This window comes from Herbiconiux daphne (genome assembly GCF_024979295.1).
Classification (GTDB): domain Bacteria; phylum Actinomycetota; class Actinomycetes; order Actinomycetales; family Microbacteriaceae; genus Herbiconiux; species Herbiconiux daphnes.
Genome location: NZ_JANLCJ010000005.1, coordinates 48,306 through 63,464, shown reverse-complemented (window position 1 = coordinate 63,464; position 15,159 = coordinate 48,306). Strand labels below are relative to the sequence as shown.

General features: G+C 71.2%; 11 protein-coding genes. 6 read left to right on the top strand and 5 right to left on the bottom strand.

From position 1 onward, the window contains the following. Window positions 1-120: 120 nt before the first annotated feature. The 4 genes from N1032_RS14015 to N1032_RS14000 form a co-directional block, all read right to left on the bottom strand. Window positions 121-1,311, bottom strand: a complete 1,191-nt coding sequence (locus N1032_RS14015; RefSeq protein ID WP_259539755.1) for a hypothetical protein — start codon at window positions 1,309-1,311, stop codon at window positions 121-123. Further along, window positions 1,308-3,008, bottom strand: coding sequence for a sensor histidine kinase (locus N1032_RS14010; protein ID WP_259539754.1), 1,701 nt, complete (start codon window positions 3,006-3,008; stop codon window positions 1,308-1,310). Before N1032_RS14010 ends, N1032_RS14015 begins: the two co-directional genes overlap by 4 nt. After that, window positions 2,998-3,663, bottom strand: a complete 666-nt coding sequence (locus N1032_RS14005; RefSeq protein WP_259540174.1) for a response regulator transcription factor — start codon at window positions 3,661-3,663, stop codon at window positions 2,998-3,000. Before N1032_RS14005 ends, N1032_RS14010 begins: the two co-directional genes overlap by 11 nt. A gap of 267 nt (window positions 3,664-3,930) precedes the next feature. After that, window positions 3,931-5,391, bottom strand: a complete 1,461-nt coding sequence (locus tag N1032_RS14000; RefSeq protein WP_259539753.1) for a class I SAM-dependent RNA methyltransferase — start codon at window positions 5,389-5,391, stop codon at window positions 3,931-3,933. Window positions 5,392-5,422: 31 nt separating this feature from the next. Between N1032_RS14000 and N1032_RS13995 the strand changes: the two genes are divergently transcribed. Together N1032_RS13995 and N1032_RS13990 are read left to right on the top strand one after the other, a co-directional pair. Then, the gene (locus N1032_RS13995; RefSeq protein ID WP_259540173.1) at window positions 5,423-6,070 is read left to right on the top strand and encodes a Maf family protein; all 648 of its coding nucleotides are present in this window, start codon (window positions 5,423-5,425) and stop codon (window positions 6,068-6,070) included. A 128-nt stretch (window positions 6,071-6,198) separates the two neighbouring features. Continuing rightward, window positions 6,199-7,992, top strand: a complete 1,794-nt coding sequence (locus N1032_RS13990; RefSeq protein WP_259539751.1) for an acetyl/propionyl/methylcrotonyl-CoA carboxylase subunit alpha — start codon at window positions 6,199-6,201, stop codon at window positions 7,990-7,992. Window positions 7,993-8,064: 72 nt separating this feature from the next. On the opposite strand, the gene N1032_RS13985 is transcribed toward N1032_RS13990, so the two are convergent. Beyond that, a complete protein-coding gene (locus tag N1032_RS13985) occupies window positions 8,065-9,501 on the bottom strand; it encodes an NAD(P)H-quinone dehydrogenase (protein WP_259539750.1) in 1,437 nt (478 codons plus the stop codon). A gap of 108 nt (window positions 9,502-9,609) precedes the next feature. Between N1032_RS13985 and N1032_RS13980 the strand changes: the two genes are divergently transcribed. The 4 genes from N1032_RS13980 to N1032_RS13965 all read left to right on the top strand — a co-directional run bounded on the left by N1032_RS13980 (window position 9,610) and on the right by N1032_RS13965 (window position 15,065). Continuing rightward, window positions 9,610-10,443 (top strand): purine-nucleoside phosphorylase, encoded by an 834-nt coding sequence (locus N1032_RS13980; RefSeq protein WP_259539749.1) that lies wholly within the window; start codon window positions 9,610-9,612, stop codon window positions 10,441-10,443. A gap of 107 nt (window positions 10,444-10,550) precedes the next feature. After that, window positions 10,551-12,311, top strand: coding sequence for a phospho-sugar mutase (locus tag N1032_RS13975; protein WP_259540172.1), 1,761 nt, complete (start codon window positions 10,551-10,553; stop codon window positions 12,309-12,311). 52 nt (window positions 12,312-12,363) lie between these two features. After that, window positions 12,364-14,097, top strand: a complete 1,734-nt coding sequence (poxB, locus tag N1032_RS13970; RefSeq protein ID WP_259539748.1) for a ubiquinone-dependent pyruvate dehydrogenase — start codon at window positions 12,364-12,366, stop codon at window positions 14,095-14,097. Further along, on the top strand, window positions 14,097-15,065 hold the full coding sequence (locus tag N1032_RS13965) for a cation diffusion facilitator family transporter (RefSeq protein WP_259539747.1): 969 nt from the start codon (window positions 14,097-14,099) through the stop codon (window positions 15,063-15,065). Before poxB ends, N1032_RS13965 begins: the two co-directional genes overlap by 1 nt. Window positions 15,066-15,159 lie beyond the last annotated feature (94 nt).

Below are 15,159 nucleotides of genomic sequence, written 5' to 3'. Positions count from 1 at the left end.
CGCCGGATGCAGGCCGACTAGGGTAAGCGGGCTTGCGTTCCGGGGGCGAGTCAGGGCGATATTCGGGTTATCGTCCTGGCTCGAAGCTTCCGGGGGTCGATGAGAATCGGCCCCCGGTTCTCATTCCGGGGGGAATGCGGGCGTCGCGCCGGTGGGGGCCGGACCGCGGCCGCCTGTCGCGCCGGTGCCGGCGCTCGCGCCGCTGCTGGTTGCGGTGCCGGCGCTCGCGCCGGTGTCGGTGCCGGAGCCGCTGCCGCTGTCGGTGTCGGCGCCGATGGCGCGTGCGGCGGCATCCGGAGCGTCTTCCCGCGGAACTTCGAGCCAGAGGTCGAGCTGGGCGTCGTCGTCGAGCACCGATCCGTCGCTCTCGGGGGCGGCCCGCAGGCCCACGATGGTCACGGCGACCTCGTCGTCGGCGTGGCCGGTGCGCACCACGACGCGATCGGCCGTGGTCTCACCGATCTGCTTCGCGATCACGGCGGTGACCCGAGCGTGTTCGGTGCGGTCGAGGTCGTCGATGCCACCGTCGTCGAGCAGCGTCACCTCCACACCCCGGCGGCGCGCGGCGAGGACCTCGCGCCGCACCGCGTCGTCGAGCAGACGGCGGCCGCGGATCTCGTCGCGCATCGCCGCCTCGAGGTGCAGGCATTCCTGCCGGTCGCCGTCGCCGAGCCGGCCGTCGCTCATCACGATGCGGCGCAGCATCGGCTCCACCACGCGCTTCATCTGGCCGAGCCGCACCTTGCGCTCGAAGAACTCCGCCTCCTCCTGCGCGTGCCACTCGGCGGCGCGCTGCTCCGCCTGCTCGAACAGCGTCGCGTCGCGGGCGGCGCGCACGATGGCGGTCGTGGTGGCCTGCGCCACGCCCACCCAGATCGGGCCGCCGACCGCGCCCAGGGCGGGCAGGCTCAGGATGTCGCGTGACCAGATCAGCACCGACACGAGCATCACGCCCAGGCCGAGCCAGGCGAACAGCGGTCGCTGGCGCACGACGGTGATGGTCATGAGGGTGCCGACCGCGCCGACGATCCAGGTGGCGTAGCCGTTGTCGTCGGCCGGATCGAGCTGCGTCAGCACGAGCACCAGCCCGAACGCGGTGACGCCCACGTTGGCCGCGGCCATGCCCACCGGCATCCGCATCGCCGCCGAGGGCGCGAGACTCACGGCGGTCGCCGCCCCGTACAGGGCCATCGCGACGACCGAGGGCCACGGCGACGCCGGAATCGCGAGCGAATAGAGCCCGAGCACCACGTGGTAGGCCGAGAACAACGCGGCGAGCCCGACGAGCAGCCCGCGCGGCATCGAGATCATCGCTCGCCCTCCGCGTCGCGGGCCGGCGGGCCGGGGCGGGTGGCGTGGGGGCCGGCGTTCGCAGCGTCGGTCGGCTCCGGGTCAGTCGGCTCGGATGCGGTCGGCTCAGGTGCAGTCGGCTCAGCTGCGGTCGCCTCCGGCCTCGTCGGCTCGGGCCCTGACGGCTCGGAGCCGGTCGACTTCGGCCCGGTCGGCGCGGCGACCTTCGCCTCCGGCACGGGGCCATTCCAGCTGGCGCGCTCGTGAGCGGTCGCCTCCGGCCCCGGCGCGGGGCCGCCGGACACGGCCTGCTCCGACCCGGTGGCGCCCGGCCCCTCCGGCCCCGGCGCGGTGTCGCCGGGCACGGCCGGCTCCGACCCGGCTGCGGCCGGCCCCTCCGGATCCGGCCCGGCCTCCGGCTCCGGCCGGGGTGCGGCCATCGGCTCGGGCGCCGCACTCGCGAACGCGGGCACGCCCTCGGCCGGCCACGAGAGCACCACCGAGGTGCCGCTGCCCGGCACCGAGCGCAGGTCGGCCTCGCCGCCGACCGACGCCACGCGTTCGCGGATCGAGATGCGCACACCCAGCCGGTCGGCCGGCACGCCGTCGACATCGAACCCGGCGCCGGTGTCGGCCACCACCACCGTGAACCCCGAGCTGCCGCGGCCGTGCAGAGAGATGGTGCGGGCGACATCCGCTGCGCCCGCGTGCTGGATGCTGTTCACGATGGCCTGCACGGTGGCCGAATAGACCCCCTCGATCACCCGAGCCGGCACCGAGCCGGCGAGATCGCCCTCGGTCGAGAACGCGATGGGCGCCGAGAGGGTGTCGGCGAGCGCCCGCGACCGCTCGACGAGCACGGCGATCGGCAGGTCGGCCGCGCCCTCCGACTCGGCGTCGGCGCTCTGCAGTGCCACCAGCGCGCGCTCGGCCATCTGCACCGCCACGTGACGGTCGGCCGCCGAGCGGCTGCGCGACGCGGCGAGCAGGGTCGAGAGCACGCGGTCGTGGATGACGGTGTCGACCCGGGTGCGCTCCTGCTCCGCGGCGTGGCGCTTGGCGGCATCCGCATATCGGCCGACGGCGGTGGCCTGGGCCTCGTCGACCCGCGAGGCGGCGTTGCGCAGCACGGTGATCACGACCACCACGAACGAGCCGAGCAGCAGCGTGTACATCGCGTCGAGGATGGCGAGCGGCCACGACACGCCGCCCCCGGCCGGCAGCACCCTCAGCACCGCGAAGATCACCGGCACACCCACCGCGTACACACCCGCCCACAGCGTGGGGAACGAGATGCCCGCGGCCGCGATCGCCACGATCATGATGTACCAGAGCCAGGGCTGCGTGCCCATCGCCGCCGCCGGCGTCACCACCGCGAGCGGCCACAGCACGAGCGCCACCACGAACACGCACGCCACCACGGCCATGCTGACCCGGATGCCGCGGCCCACCAGCGAGCACACGAACGCCACCGCGATCGAGCCGAACACCGCGATCGTCACGCCCCAGGCCCACTCGGGTTTCAGCGTGTGCGCCGACTGCCCGAGCGCCGGAATCGAGATCAGCGCGAAGACGAAGCCGAACAGCCCCTCGAGCCGCGCGAGCGTCGTGTCGATCTGCGCCCGGCTGAGCGGCGCGCGGGAGTTCGCGGCGCCCGAGGCGGCCGGGCCGGTCCAGAAGCTGCCTCTGGCGCTGGTGGGGCCAGGGCTATTCGACATGTCCGTGCTCGTCGAGGGCCAGGATGCCGTCTTCCACCGCTCGTCGCAGCAGCTCGACCTTCGACCGCGCGGGGCGCCCCACCTCGACGTACTTGGCCCGGATGCGGTCGAGGTATTCCTTCGCCGTCGACACCTTGATGTTGAGCTTGAGCGCCACCTGCGACAGCGGCAGGCCCGATGCGTAGAGGTGTAGCACGTCGCGCTCGCGCTGCGCGAGCTGCGCCTTGCCGAACTCGCGATCTGCGTCGATGGCGCTCGCCCACTCGAGGTTGTTGAGCACGTCGCCGCGCGCGACCGCCGCGATCGCCGCCATCACGGTGCTCGTGGCCGCCGACTTCGGAATAACTCCGGCCGCCCCCGCCGCGAGCGCCTCGCGCACGAGGGCGACCCGGTCGGCGATGCTGTGCACGAGCACGGCGGCGCCCATCGAGCGGGCGTGCTGCACGTTCTCGGTGACGGTGAACCCGTCGCCGAGGCTGAGGTCGAGCACGATGACGTCGCAGCTGCGGCCGGCCATCGCGACCCAGAGCTCGCTGACGGATGCCGCGGCGGCGGTCACCTCGAAGCCCGACTCCAGGCAGGCCGCCTTGAGCCCGAGACGCACCGACTCGTGGTCGTCGACGATGGCGACCCGAACCGCCGCCGGCTGCGGCATCCCGCCGCTCGACTCCCCCGGAGTCACGTCGTCGTCGCCCACCATCCACCCCTCGTCGGCCTCGACACCATCATCTCATTCCCCGCGAAACGTCACTTTTCGGTCTTCGCGACCGTGTTTGGGCACAAAAAGTGACTTCTCGGAGAGGTGGGAGGGGCGCGGCGGGTGGGGCGCGGCGGGTGCCCAGGGCGCGGGGCGAGGTGCGGGTGTCGCGGCGCGAGGCGGGTGCGCAGGACGCGGGGCGACGTGGGCATGGCGCGAGGCGCGTCACGCGCGGACGAGCACGCCGACCGACTCGACGTGGTGGGTGTGCGGAAAGAGGTCGAACGCCCGCAGGGCGTCGAGCTCGTAGCCCGCCTCGCGGAACGTGCCCACGTCGCGGGCGAACGCCACGGGGTCGCAGGCGACGTAGACGACCTGCGCCACGCCGAGCCGCGCAAGCGAGGAGACCACCTCTTTGCCCGCCCCCGAGCGGGGCGGATCGATCACCATGGTCGCGGCGGCGAGCCGGCGGCGGTCGTCGGGTGAGGCCTGCCGCTCGAGGTCGGCGAGGTAGCGGTCGACGCGCGCGGTCACGGCCCGGGCGCCCACCCATTCGGCGAGGTTGCCCGACGCGTAGTCGGTGGCCGCCGCATCGCTCTCGACGCTCGTGATGCGGGTCGCCGGGCCGAAGCGGTCGCCGATGGCGGCGGCGAGCAGCCCGACTCCGCCATAGAGGTCGTGGTTGGCGGCACGCGGATCGAACAGGTCTTCGCGCGTGAGGCTCTTCACCGCGTCGGAGAGGGTGGCCGCCGCATCGCGGTGCACCTGCCAGAACCCGTTCTCGGCCAGCCGGAACTCCCGCTCCCCCACCCGCTCCACGATGGTGGCGGGGTTGGGGGGCGTGCCGGCGGCGGCACCGCGGGCGCTCGCGACATCCGACCCCGTGCGCGCGGGCGCGCGCCGGCCACGCCCGCGCTCGCTCCGCCCCTTAGCGCCGGCCCGAGAACGGCCACCGGTCTTCGACTGCTCCTCGGTCACCCGGATGACGCGTACCTCCCCTTGCGAGGTCTCGACGAGCTCCACGGCGACCGCGTCGTGCACCCGGCGGCCGAGCGCCGCCGCCTGCTCGAGGGCCGGGGTGGCCAGCGGAAGATCGTCGACCGGCACCACCTGGTGCGAGCGCGCGGCATACGGGCCCACTCGCCCGTCGGGCCCGACGTGCAGCCGCACCCGCGTGCGCCAGCCCGTTCCGGCGACGCGCCCGCCCGCCGGCTCGGGCGCACCGTCGGCGCCGGCACCGGCATCTGCATCGGCGTCCGCGTCCGCGTCCGCATGAGCGTCGGCACCGACGGCCTCCACCTCGACGGCGCGATCGACACCGCCCATGCGCCGCAGCGCATCCGTCAGCACCTCGCCCTTGAGCGAGCGCTGGCGTTCGAGCGCGATGTGCCCGAACTCTGCCCCGCCCGCCCGCTCGGCCGGAGCCCGTTCGAGGCCGGCGGCCGGCCACACGTGCGGCACACGGGCAGGCGACGCCTCGAGCACCTCGATGGTGTCGGCCCGCCAGAACGACGACTTCGAGTCGTCGGCGATGCGCGCCAGCACCCGCTCGCCCGGAACGGCGTCGGCCACGAACACGACGCGACCGTCGAGGCGCGCCACCATGACACCGCCGTGGGCTACATTGTTGATCTGCAGCTCGACGAGCTCGGAGGGGCTGACGGGGTCGTCTCGGTCTTCAGACATCCTTCGAGCATTGCACAGCAAAGGCGGCACCGTGCGTCTCTATCTCGCCTCGACCTCCCCCGCGAGGCTCGCCCTACTGCGGCAGATCGGCATCGAACCGGTGGTCGTGCCGTCGGAGGTCGACGAGGATGCCGCGGTCGCGCGCGCCGAGGCGGCCGATGGCCCGTTGACCCCGGATGCGATGGTGCAGCTGCTCGCGCGGGCGAAGGCCGAGGCGGTGGTGGGCCTGCAGCCCGGCGGCGAACCGATCGACGGGTTCATCTTCGGCGGCGACTCCGCGTTCGAGCTCGACGGGATCGCCTACGGCAAGCCGCATCACCCGGAGGTCGCCCGCGAGCGCTGGCTGCTGCAGCGCGGCCGCACCGGGGTGCTGCACTCGGGGCACTGGCTGATCGACCACCGCGGCGGCATCCGTCACGGCGCGGCCGGCCGCACCGACCACGCCGAGCTCACCTTCGCCGACGACATCACCGAGGCCGAGATCGACGCCTACATCGGGTCGGGCGAACCGCTGCTCGTGGCAGGCGCCTTCACCATCGACGGGCTCGCCGCCCCCTTCATCCGCACCATCACCGGGCCGCCCTCGGCGGTCATCGGCATGTCGCTGCCGGTGCTGCGCGACCTGCTGCACGACTTCGGGGTCGACTGGACGAGCCTCTGGAACATCGAGCGCCCGTAGACAGTGCTCGTCGACAGAGATCGTCGACGCGCCTGCCGACAGCTTGTAGACACTGCGACCAGTTCGCGCCCCATTTTTGTGCCTATATGCCAAATCAGTGATGTGACGCGGCAATAAGCTAGGGGATTATGCCGCGAATCACCAAGGTCCTCATCGCCAACAGAGGCGAGATCGCAGTTCGAGTGATCAGGGCGGCCCGCGACAGCGGAATCGCCTCGGTGGCGGTCTACGCCGACCAGGATCGCGACGCCCTGCACGCTCAGCTGGCCGACGAGGCGTACGCCCTCGACGGCACCACGAGTGCCGAGACCTATCTCGTGATCGACAAGATCCTGTCGATCGCCCGTCGTTCCGGCGCCGACGCCGTGCACCCGGGCTACGGCTTCCTGGCCGAGAACGCCGACTTCGCGCGCGCCGTGATCGGCGCCGGCCTCACCTGGATCGGTCCGTCACCCGACGCGATCGAGAAGCTCGGCGACAAGGTCTCGGCCCGTCACGTGGCCGAGAAGGTCGGGGCGCCGCTGGCCCCCGGCACCATCGACCCGGTGAGCGGCGCCGACGAGGTGCTCGACTTCGTCGCCATCCACGGTCTGCCCGTCGCCATCAAAGCGGCCTTCGGCGGCGGCGGTCGCGGCCTCAAGGTCGCGCGCACCATCGAAGAGGTGCCCGAGCTGTTCGAGTCGGCCACCCGTGAGGCGATCGCGGCGTTCGGCCGCGGCGAGTGCTTCGTCGAGAAATACCTCGACCAGCCTCGACACGTCGAGACCCAGTGCCTCGCCGACGCCTACGGCAACGTCGTCGTGGTCTCGACCCGCGACTGCTCGCTGCAACGACGCCACCAGAAGCTCGTCGAAGAGGCTCCCGCACCCTACCTCAACGCGGAGCAGACCGCGCTGCTCTACGAATCGTCGAAGGCGATCCTGAAAGAGGTCGGCTACCTCGGCGCCGGCACCTGCGAGTTCCTGATCGGCAAAGACGGCACCGTCTCGTTCCTCGAGGTGAACACGCGACTGCAGGTCGAGCATCCGGTCTCCGAAGAGGTCACCGGAATCGACCTCGTGCGCGAGCAGTTCCGCATCGCCGAGGGGGGCACGCTCGACTACGACGACCCGGTGCCGCACGGCCACTCGTTCGAGTTCCGCATCAACGGCGAAGACCCGGGGCGCGGGTTCCTGCCCTCGCCCGGGCCAATCCACGTGTTCAAGCCCGCCGGCGGCCCCGGCGTGCGCGTCGACTCGGGCGTTCAGGCCGGCGACGTGATCTCGGGCTCGTTCGATTCGCTGCTCGCCAAGCTCATCGTCACCGGATCGACCCGCGAAGACGCCCTCGACCGTGCCCGCCGCGCGCTCGACGAGTTCGAGGTGGCCGGTCTGCCGACGGTGCTGCCGTTCCACCGCGACGTGGTGCGCAACCCCGCGTTCGCCCCCGAAGACGGCGAGCCGTTCTCGGTCTACACCCGCTGGATCGAAACCGAATACGTCAACCCCGCCGAGCCGTGGAGCGGGTCGCTCGAAGACGCCGCACCGGCCGCCGAGCGCCGCACCGTGATCGTCGAGGTCAATGGCAAGCGCGTCGAGGTGGCCCTGCCCGCTCGCCTCGTGGCGGCCGGCGCCCGCGCCGCCTCGCACGGCGGAGGTGCGGGCAGCACCGCCGGCGCCGCCCCTCGTCGCCGCGGCGCCTCGTCGGCCGGCCAGTCGACCGCCACGGGCGACTCGGTCAAGGCCCCGATGCAGGCCACCGTCGTGAAGATCGCGGTCGAGGACGGCGACAAGGTCGTGAAGGGTGACCTCGTGCTCGTGCTCGAGGCCATGAAGATGGAGCAGCCCATCACCGCCCACAAAGACGGCACGATCGCCAACATCTCGGCGATCGTGGGGTCGACGGTGTCGTCGGGCCACGTGCTGCTCGACATCTCGGCGTGAAATAAAGCTGCAAATAAGACGGACCGAGGGCCTATACGCCCTCGGTCTTCTTTTTTTGCAGCTTTTTCGACGCTAGAGCACGATGTGCATGGCCCGCGCGGCATCCGAGATGCTGCCCGAGAGGCTCGGGTAGACGGTGAAGGCGCGGGAGACCTGGTCGACGGTGAGGCGGTGTTCGACCGCGAGAGCGATCGGGAAGATGAGTTCCGAGGCGTTCGGCGCCACGACGACCCCACCGATGACGGTGCCCGAACCGGTGCGGGCGAACAGCTTCACGAAGCCGTCTTTGATGCCCATCATCTTCGCCCGCGGGTTCGAGGCGAGCGGCAGCTTGTAGATGTCGCCCTGGGCGATGCCCTCCTCGATCTGGCGCTGGGTCCAGCCCACCGTGGCGATCTGGGGCTGCGTGAAGATGTTCGAGGCGACGTTGCGCAGCTCGGTCGGGTTCACGGCGTCGCCCATGGCGTGGAACATCGCCGTGCGCCCCTGCATCGACGCCACCGAGGCCAGGGGCAGGAACGTCGTGCAGTCGCCCGCCGCGTAGATGTTGGGGGCGCTCGTGCGGGCCACGCGGTTCACGCGGATGTGCCCGGAATCCGACAACTGGATGCCGGCCTCCTCGAGGCCGATGCCCTTCGTGTTCGGAATCGAACCGACCGCCATCAGGCAGTGCGTGCCCTCGACCTTGGTGCCGTCGGAGAGCGTCGCCACGACACCGGCCGCCGTGCGCTCGACCGAGTCGGCGCGCGACTTCGACAGCACGGTCATGCCGTTGCGCTTGAACACGTTCTCGATCACGGCCGCGGCGTCGGCGTCTTCGCCCGGCAGCACCTGATCGCGCGACGAGATGAGCGTCACCTTCGAACCGAGGGCCGTGTAGGCCGACGCGAACTCCGCACCGGTGACACCCGACCCCACCACGATCAGGTGCTCGGGCACGGCGGTGAGGCTGTAGAGCTGGGTCCAGGTGAAGATGCGCTCACCATCGGGCACCGCCGACGGCAGGATGCGGGGGCTCGCGCCCACCGAGATCACGATCGTGTCGGCATCCACCTGGTCGAAATCGGTGCCCTCGGGGCCCGCCGAGGTCGACACCACGACCGAGTCGGGGCCGTCGAGGCGGCCGTGACCCGAGATGATCTTGACGCCCGCGCGGATGAGGTTGGCGCGCATGTCTTCGGACTGCTGACGAGCCAGCCCCAGCAGACGCTTGTTGACCTGGGCCAGGTTCACCGCCACTTCGGGCCGCACCGGCCGCCCGTTCTCGTTGCGGCTGAAGAACTGCACCCCGAGATCGGCGGCCTCGCCGATGGCGTTGGTGGCCTCGGCCACGGCGATGAGCGTCTTCGACGGCACCACGTCGGTGATCACGGCCGAGCCGCCCACGCCGACCTGCTCGACGAGGGTCACGTCGGCGCCGAGCTGTGCTCCGGCGATCGCCGCCTCGTAGCCTCCGGGGCCTCCCCCGACGACGGCGACTCTCTGCTTGCGCTCGAACTCATAGGCCATGCCGCCCATTCTCCCGGTAAGCCGCACGCCGACCAAACCAATGCTGCGTGAACGCGAGGCACCCCCCGTGACTCGGCACGAGCGGCATCCGTTGAATAGAGTGGATGAATGGCCTCCACCAGCACCAACCCGCTCGACATCCCCGAGACCGATCCCTTCGACGTCGCCCGCGAGGCGGCCGCGCAGATCGCCGAACTCACCGGCGCGGCTCACCACGACATCGCCCTCACCCTCGGCAGCGGATGGGGCAAAGCGGCCGATCTGCTCGGCGAGACGGTCGCGAACATCCCGGCGACGGATGTCGTGGGCTTCAGCATGCCCGCGGTGCCCGGCCATGTCGGAACCCTGCGTTCCATCCTGCTGCCGAACGGCAAGCGCGCGCTCGTGATCGGCGCCCGCACCCACTACTACGAGGGCCACGGCGTGCGCCACGTGGTGCACAGCGTGCGCACCGCCGCCGCGACCGGTGCCACCGTGATGGTGCTCACCAACGGGGCCGGCGGCATCAAAGAGACCTGGACCCCGGGCACCCCCGTGCTCATCAGCGACCACATCAACCTGACCGGCGACTCGCCGCTCGAGGGGGCGACGTTCGTCGATCTGACCGACCTCTACTCCAGTCGCCTGCGCGACGTGGCGCGGTCGATCGACTCCTCGCTCGACGACGGCGTCTACGTGCAGTTCCGCGGCCCGCAGTATGAGACGCCCGCCGAGGTGCAGATGGCGAAGACCTTCGGCGGCCACATCGTCGGCATGTCGACCGCGCTCGAAGCGATCGCGGCGCGCCAGGCAGGGCTCGAGGTGCTCGGCTTCTCGCTGATCACGAACCTCGCGGCCGGCATCCAGAAGACCCCGCTCAGTCACGCCGAGGTGATCGAGGCCGGCAAGAACGCCGAGGGCGTCATCGGCGACCTGCTCGCCCGGGTCGTCTCCGCACTGTGAGCCCGTCGGTGAGCGAGAGCGGCGGCATCGGCGGGGCTGACGACGGGCGCGACGGGGGCGCTGCCGCCGACGGTCCCGGCGGCATCGGTGTCGACGACGGCGAGGCGATGAACGACGTCGAGGTGCTCGTCGAGCAGGCCGTCGCCTGGCTCAACCAGGATCCCGACCCCGAGACCCACGACGAGCTGCACATGCTGCTCCGCCGGGTGGGCGCGAGTCACCCCGATGCGGTGGCCGACCTGCGCTCGCGGTTCGGCTCGCGGCTCGCGTTCGGCACGGCGGGCCTCCGAGGCGAACTCGCCGCGGGCCCCAACCGCATGAACCGCGTGCTCGTGGGGCAAGCGGCCGCGGGTCTTGCCGCCTTCCTGCTCGAGCGCGCCGAGCCCGGAACCCGCCCCTCGATCGTGATCGGCTACGACGGGCGCAAGAACTCCCGCGTGTTCGCGACCGACACCGCCGAGATCATGGCGGGCGCCGGGGTGCGCGCCATCCTGTTGCCCCGTCTGCTGCCGACGCCGCTCGTGGCGTTCGCGGTGCGCGACCTCGGCACGAGTGCGGGCGTGATGGTGACCGCCTCGCACAACCCGCCGCGCGACAACGGCTATAAGGTCTACCTCGGCGACGCCGACGCGGGGTCGCAGATCATCCCGCCGGCCGACGCCGAGATCGCGGCCGCCATCGACCGCGTCGCGGCGACGGTCGAGCTGCCCGACGTGCCCCGCTCCGACTCTTACGAGATCGCCGACGAGACCGTGGTCGACCGCTATGTCGCCGTCACCGCCGCGATCGCCACTCCTCCCTCCCCGCTCGCCGAGTTGCGCCAAAGTGACCCTCCCGGAACGGGAGATGGTCACTTTGGCGCAACTCGGCGAGCCGGGAGCCTGGGGGTTGTGTACACGGCGATGCATGGGGTGGGGTGGGAGACGTTCGCGCGGGTGCTGGATGCCGCCGGGTTCGCCCGCCCCGAGCTGGTGTCGGCGCAGATCGAGCCCGACTCCGCGTTCCCGACGGTCTCGTTCCCCAACCCCGAGGAGCCGGGCGCCCTCGACCTCTCCTACGAGGCGGCCCGGGCCGCCGGTGCCGACCTCATCATTGCGAACGACCCGGATGCCGACCGGCTCGCCATCGCCCTCCCCGACGCGGCGTTCGAGTCGGGCTACCGCCGGCTCACCGGCAACGAGGTGGGCCAGCTGCTCGGCTGGCGGGCCGCCGAAGCGGCCCAGGCCGCCGGCCGCGCGGCGTCGTCGGCACTGGCCTGCTCGATCGTGTCGTCGCCCGCACTCGGCGTCGTCGCCCGCGCCTACGGTCTCGGCTTCGCCGAGACGCTCACCGGGTTCAAGTGGGTCTCGCGCACGCCCGGCCTCGTGTTCGGATACGAGGAGGCGCTGGGTTACCTGGTGAACCCCGAGACGGTGCGCGACAAAGACGGCATCTCGGCCGCGATCGCATTCCTCTCGCTCGCCGACGAGCTCGCGGCATCCGGTCGCACCGTCGCCGACCGCCTCGACGAGTTCAGCGAACGCTTCGGCCACTACGGCTCGGTGCAGATCTCGCTGCGCGTCAGCGACCTCGCCCAGATCGCCCACGTGATGGAGCGCCTGCGCACCGCACCCCCCGCCGACCTCGGCGGCGTTCCGGTGGAGCGCATCGACGACCTGGCCCAGGGCGGGGCCGGCATTCCGCCGAGCGACGTGCTGCGCCTCTCGCTGCCGGGGGCCCGGGTGATGGTGCGGCCGAGCGGCACCGAACCCAAGCTCAAGATCTACCTCGACGCCTGGAGCACCGCCGGCGGCCTCGGCGAGCGCCGCGACGCCGTCACCGAGACCCTGCAGCGACTCGAGGGCGGCATCCGCGACCACATCTCCTGAGCGGGCCGTCGCGGGACTAGCGTGGTGGCAGGTCGAGAGAATCGAGGCAGCCATGGCGACAGTCGCCGACACCATCGTCGAGATCATCGCGGATGCCGGCGTCGAGCGGGTCTACGGGTTGCCGGGTGACTCACTCAACGGCTTCACCGACGCCATCCGCCGCGCCGACACCGTCGAGTGGGCCCACGTGCGTCACGAGGAGGCGGCGGCGTTCGCCGCGGCGGCGGAGGCGGCCCTCACCGGCGACCTGACCGTGTGCGCCGGCAGCTGCGGCCCGGGCAACCTGCACCTGATCAACGGGCTCTTCGACGCCAACCGCAGCCGGGTGCCGGTGCTCGCCATCGCCGCGCAGATTCCCACGGCCGAGATCGGCAGCACCTACTTTCAGGAGACCCACCCGCAAGAGCTCTTCCGCGAGTGCAGCGTCTACTGCGAGCTCGTGAGCATTCCCGAGCAGCTGCCGCGGGTGCTCGAGATCGCGATGCGCACGGCGATCGAGCGGCGCGGCGTGGCCGTGGTCGTGGTTCCGGGCGAGGTGTTTCTCGCCGACTCTGCCGGTCGCAAGAAGTCGGCCCCGATCGTCGCGACCAAGAGCGTCGTGCGGCCGGTCGACAGCGAGCTGGCGCGGGCGGCCGGCATCCTGAACTCGGCGAAGAAGGTCACCATCCTCGGCGGCGCCGGCACCGAAGGCGCGCACGACCAGGTGGTGGCGCTGGCCGAGAAGCTCAAGGCGCCGATCGTGCACGCGCTGCGGGGCAAGGAGTTCCTCGAATACGACAACCCCTACGACGTCGGCATGACGGGGCTGCTCGGCTTCGCGTCGGGCTACCGGGCCATGGAGAGCTGTGACGCGCTGCTGATGCTCGGCACCGACTTTCCCTACCCGCAGTTCTACCCGTCGAAGGCGACGATCGTGCAGGTCGACATCCGGGGTGAGAACCTCGGCCGGCGCACCCCGATCGATCTCGGCCTCGTGGGCGACGTGGGCGACACCGTCGACGCCCTACTGCCGCTCCTCGATGCCAAGAAGAGCAGCCGCCACCTCGACTCGTCGACCGCGCACTACGCGAAGACGCGCAAAGAACTCGACGGGCTGGCCGACAACGACCGCAACCGTGAGCCGATCCATCCGCAGTACGTCGCGCGGCTGGTGAGCGAGCTGGCCACCGACGACGCGGTATTCATTCCGGATGTCGGCTCCCCCGTGGTCTGGGCCGCCCGCTATCTCACCATGAACGGGTCGCGCCGGCTGATCGGGTCGTTCAGCCACGGCACGATGGCCAATGCGGTGCCGCACGCGATCGGCGCACAATCGGCCTTTCCCGACCGGCAGGTGATCGCGCTCGCCGGTGACGGCGGGCTGGCGATGCTTTTCGGCGAGCTGCTGACCATCCGGCAGAACGAGCTGCCCGTGAAGATCGTGGTGTTCAACAACTCCTCGCTCAACTTCGTCGAGGTCGAGATGAAGGCGGCCGGGTTCGTGAACTTCGGCACCGGTCTCGACAACCCGAACTTCGCCGACGTCGCCAACGCGATGGGCATTCACGGTCAACGGGTCGAGAAGCCCGACGACCTCGAGGGGGCGATACGCGCGGCGTTCGCGCACGACGGCCCCGCGCTCATCGACGTGGTCACGGCCCGCCAGGAGCTGTCCATTCCGCCGGCGATCACCGCGGCGCAGGTGAAGGGGTTCACCCTCTACGCCCTCCGCACGGTGGTGTCGGGCCGCGGCGACGAGCTGGTCGACCTGGCCGACACGAACGTGTTCCGACGGCTGTTCGACTGATGGCGGGCGGGGGCACCGCAGAGGCTTCGCCCGAGCCCGGCGGCGCCTCGGAGAGTCTGCTCACCGTCATCACGGCGTTCGGTGCGAACCTGCTGATCGCCATCGCGAAGACGATCGCGGCGATGCTCACGGGGTCGGCGTCGATGGTGGCCGAGTCGGCGCACTCCTGGGCCGACACGGGCAACGAGATCTTCCTCCTCATCGCCGAACGCCGGTCGAAGCGGCGACGCGACCCGGCGCATCCGCTCGGCTACGGCAAAGACGCCTACATCTGGTCGATGTTCGCGGCCTTCGGGTTGTTCACGGCCGGCGCGGTGGTCTCGATCCAGCACGGCGTTCAGGAGTTCTTCGACCCGGAACCGGCGAGCGACTACTTCATCGCCTACATCGTGCTCGCGCTCTCGTTCGTGCTCGAGGGCGTCTCGTTCCTGCGCGCCTACCGCCAGGCCCACAAGGCGGCCGAGGAGCGCATGACGGGCACCCTCTCGCACGTGCTCGCGAGCTCGAACCCCACCCTGCGGGCCGTGTTCGCCGAAGACGCGGCGGCCCTGATCGGGCTGGGACTGGCGTTCCTCGGCGTGCTGTTGCACCAGCTCACGGGCTCGGCCTACTTCGACGCGGCCGGATCGATCCTCGTCGGCGTGCTGCTCGGCATCGTGGCGATCGTGCTGATCAACCGCAACCGCCGCTTCCTGCTCGGCCAGGTCGTCGACGACGACACCCGCCGCGCCGTGTTGCGCGAGCTGCTCGAGCGGCCCGACATCGACCGCATCACCTACCTGCACCTGGAGTACACGGGGCCGGGCGCCGTGTTCCTGGTCGCGGCGGTCGACGTGGTGGGCAACCGCACCGAGCGCGACGTGGCGGTGGCGCTGCGCACCATCGAGAACGACCTCGAGCGCGACGAACGGGTGGCCGAGGCCGTGCTCACGTTGTCGGCACCCGGCGACCGCGATCTGGTCGTCTGAGCGGCGCCTTCGGTTGACGGATGCGGAAATTTCGACGACCGAGGCCGTATATGACCTCGCTCATCGAAATTTCGGCATCCGTCAACCAGGTCGG

What these genes read in the sequence shown, in the direction of transcription:
- N1032_RS14015 (WP_259539755.1), bottom strand. Translation starts at nt 1,311, where the DNA reads ATGATCTCGATGCCGCGCGGGCTGCTCGTCGGGCTCGCCGCGTTGTTC.
- N1032_RS13965 (WP_259539747.1), top strand. Translation starts at nt 14,097, where the DNA reads ATGGCGGGCGGGGGCACCGCAGAGGCTTCGCCCGAGCCCGGCGGCGCC.
- N1032_RS13980 (WP_259539749.1), top strand. Translation starts at nt 9,610, where the DNA reads ATGGCCTCCACCAGCACCAACCCGCTCGACATCCCCGAGACCGATCCC.
- N1032_RS13990 (WP_259539751.1), top strand. Translation starts at nt 6,199, where the DNA reads ATGCCGCGAATCACCAAGGTCCTCATCGCCAACAGAGGCGAGATCGCA.
- N1032_RS14010 (WP_259539754.1), bottom strand. Translation starts at nt 3,008, where the DNA reads ATGTCGAATAGCCCTGGCCCCACCAGCGCCAGAGGCAGCTTCTGGACC.
- N1032_RS13975 (WP_259540172.1), top strand. Translation starts at nt 10,551, where the DNA reads ATGAACGACGTCGAGGTGCTCGTCGAGCAGGCCGTCGCCTGGCTCAAC.
- N1032_RS14000 (WP_259539753.1), bottom strand. Translation starts at nt 5,391, where the DNA reads ATGTCTGAAGACCGAGACGACCCCGTCAGCCCCTCCGAGCTCGTCGAG.
- N1032_RS14005 (WP_259540174.1), bottom strand. Translation starts at nt 3,663, where the DNA reads ATGCCGCAGCCGGCGGCGGTTCGGGTCGCCATCGTCGACGACCACGAG.
- poxB (WP_259539748.1), top strand. Translation starts at nt 12,364, where the DNA reads ATGGCGACAGTCGCCGACACCATCGTCGAGATCATCGCGGATGCCGGC.
- N1032_RS13985 (WP_259539750.1), bottom strand. Translation starts at nt 9,501, where the DNA reads ATGGCCTATGAGTTCGAGCGCAAGCAGAGAGTCGCCGTCGTCGGGGGA.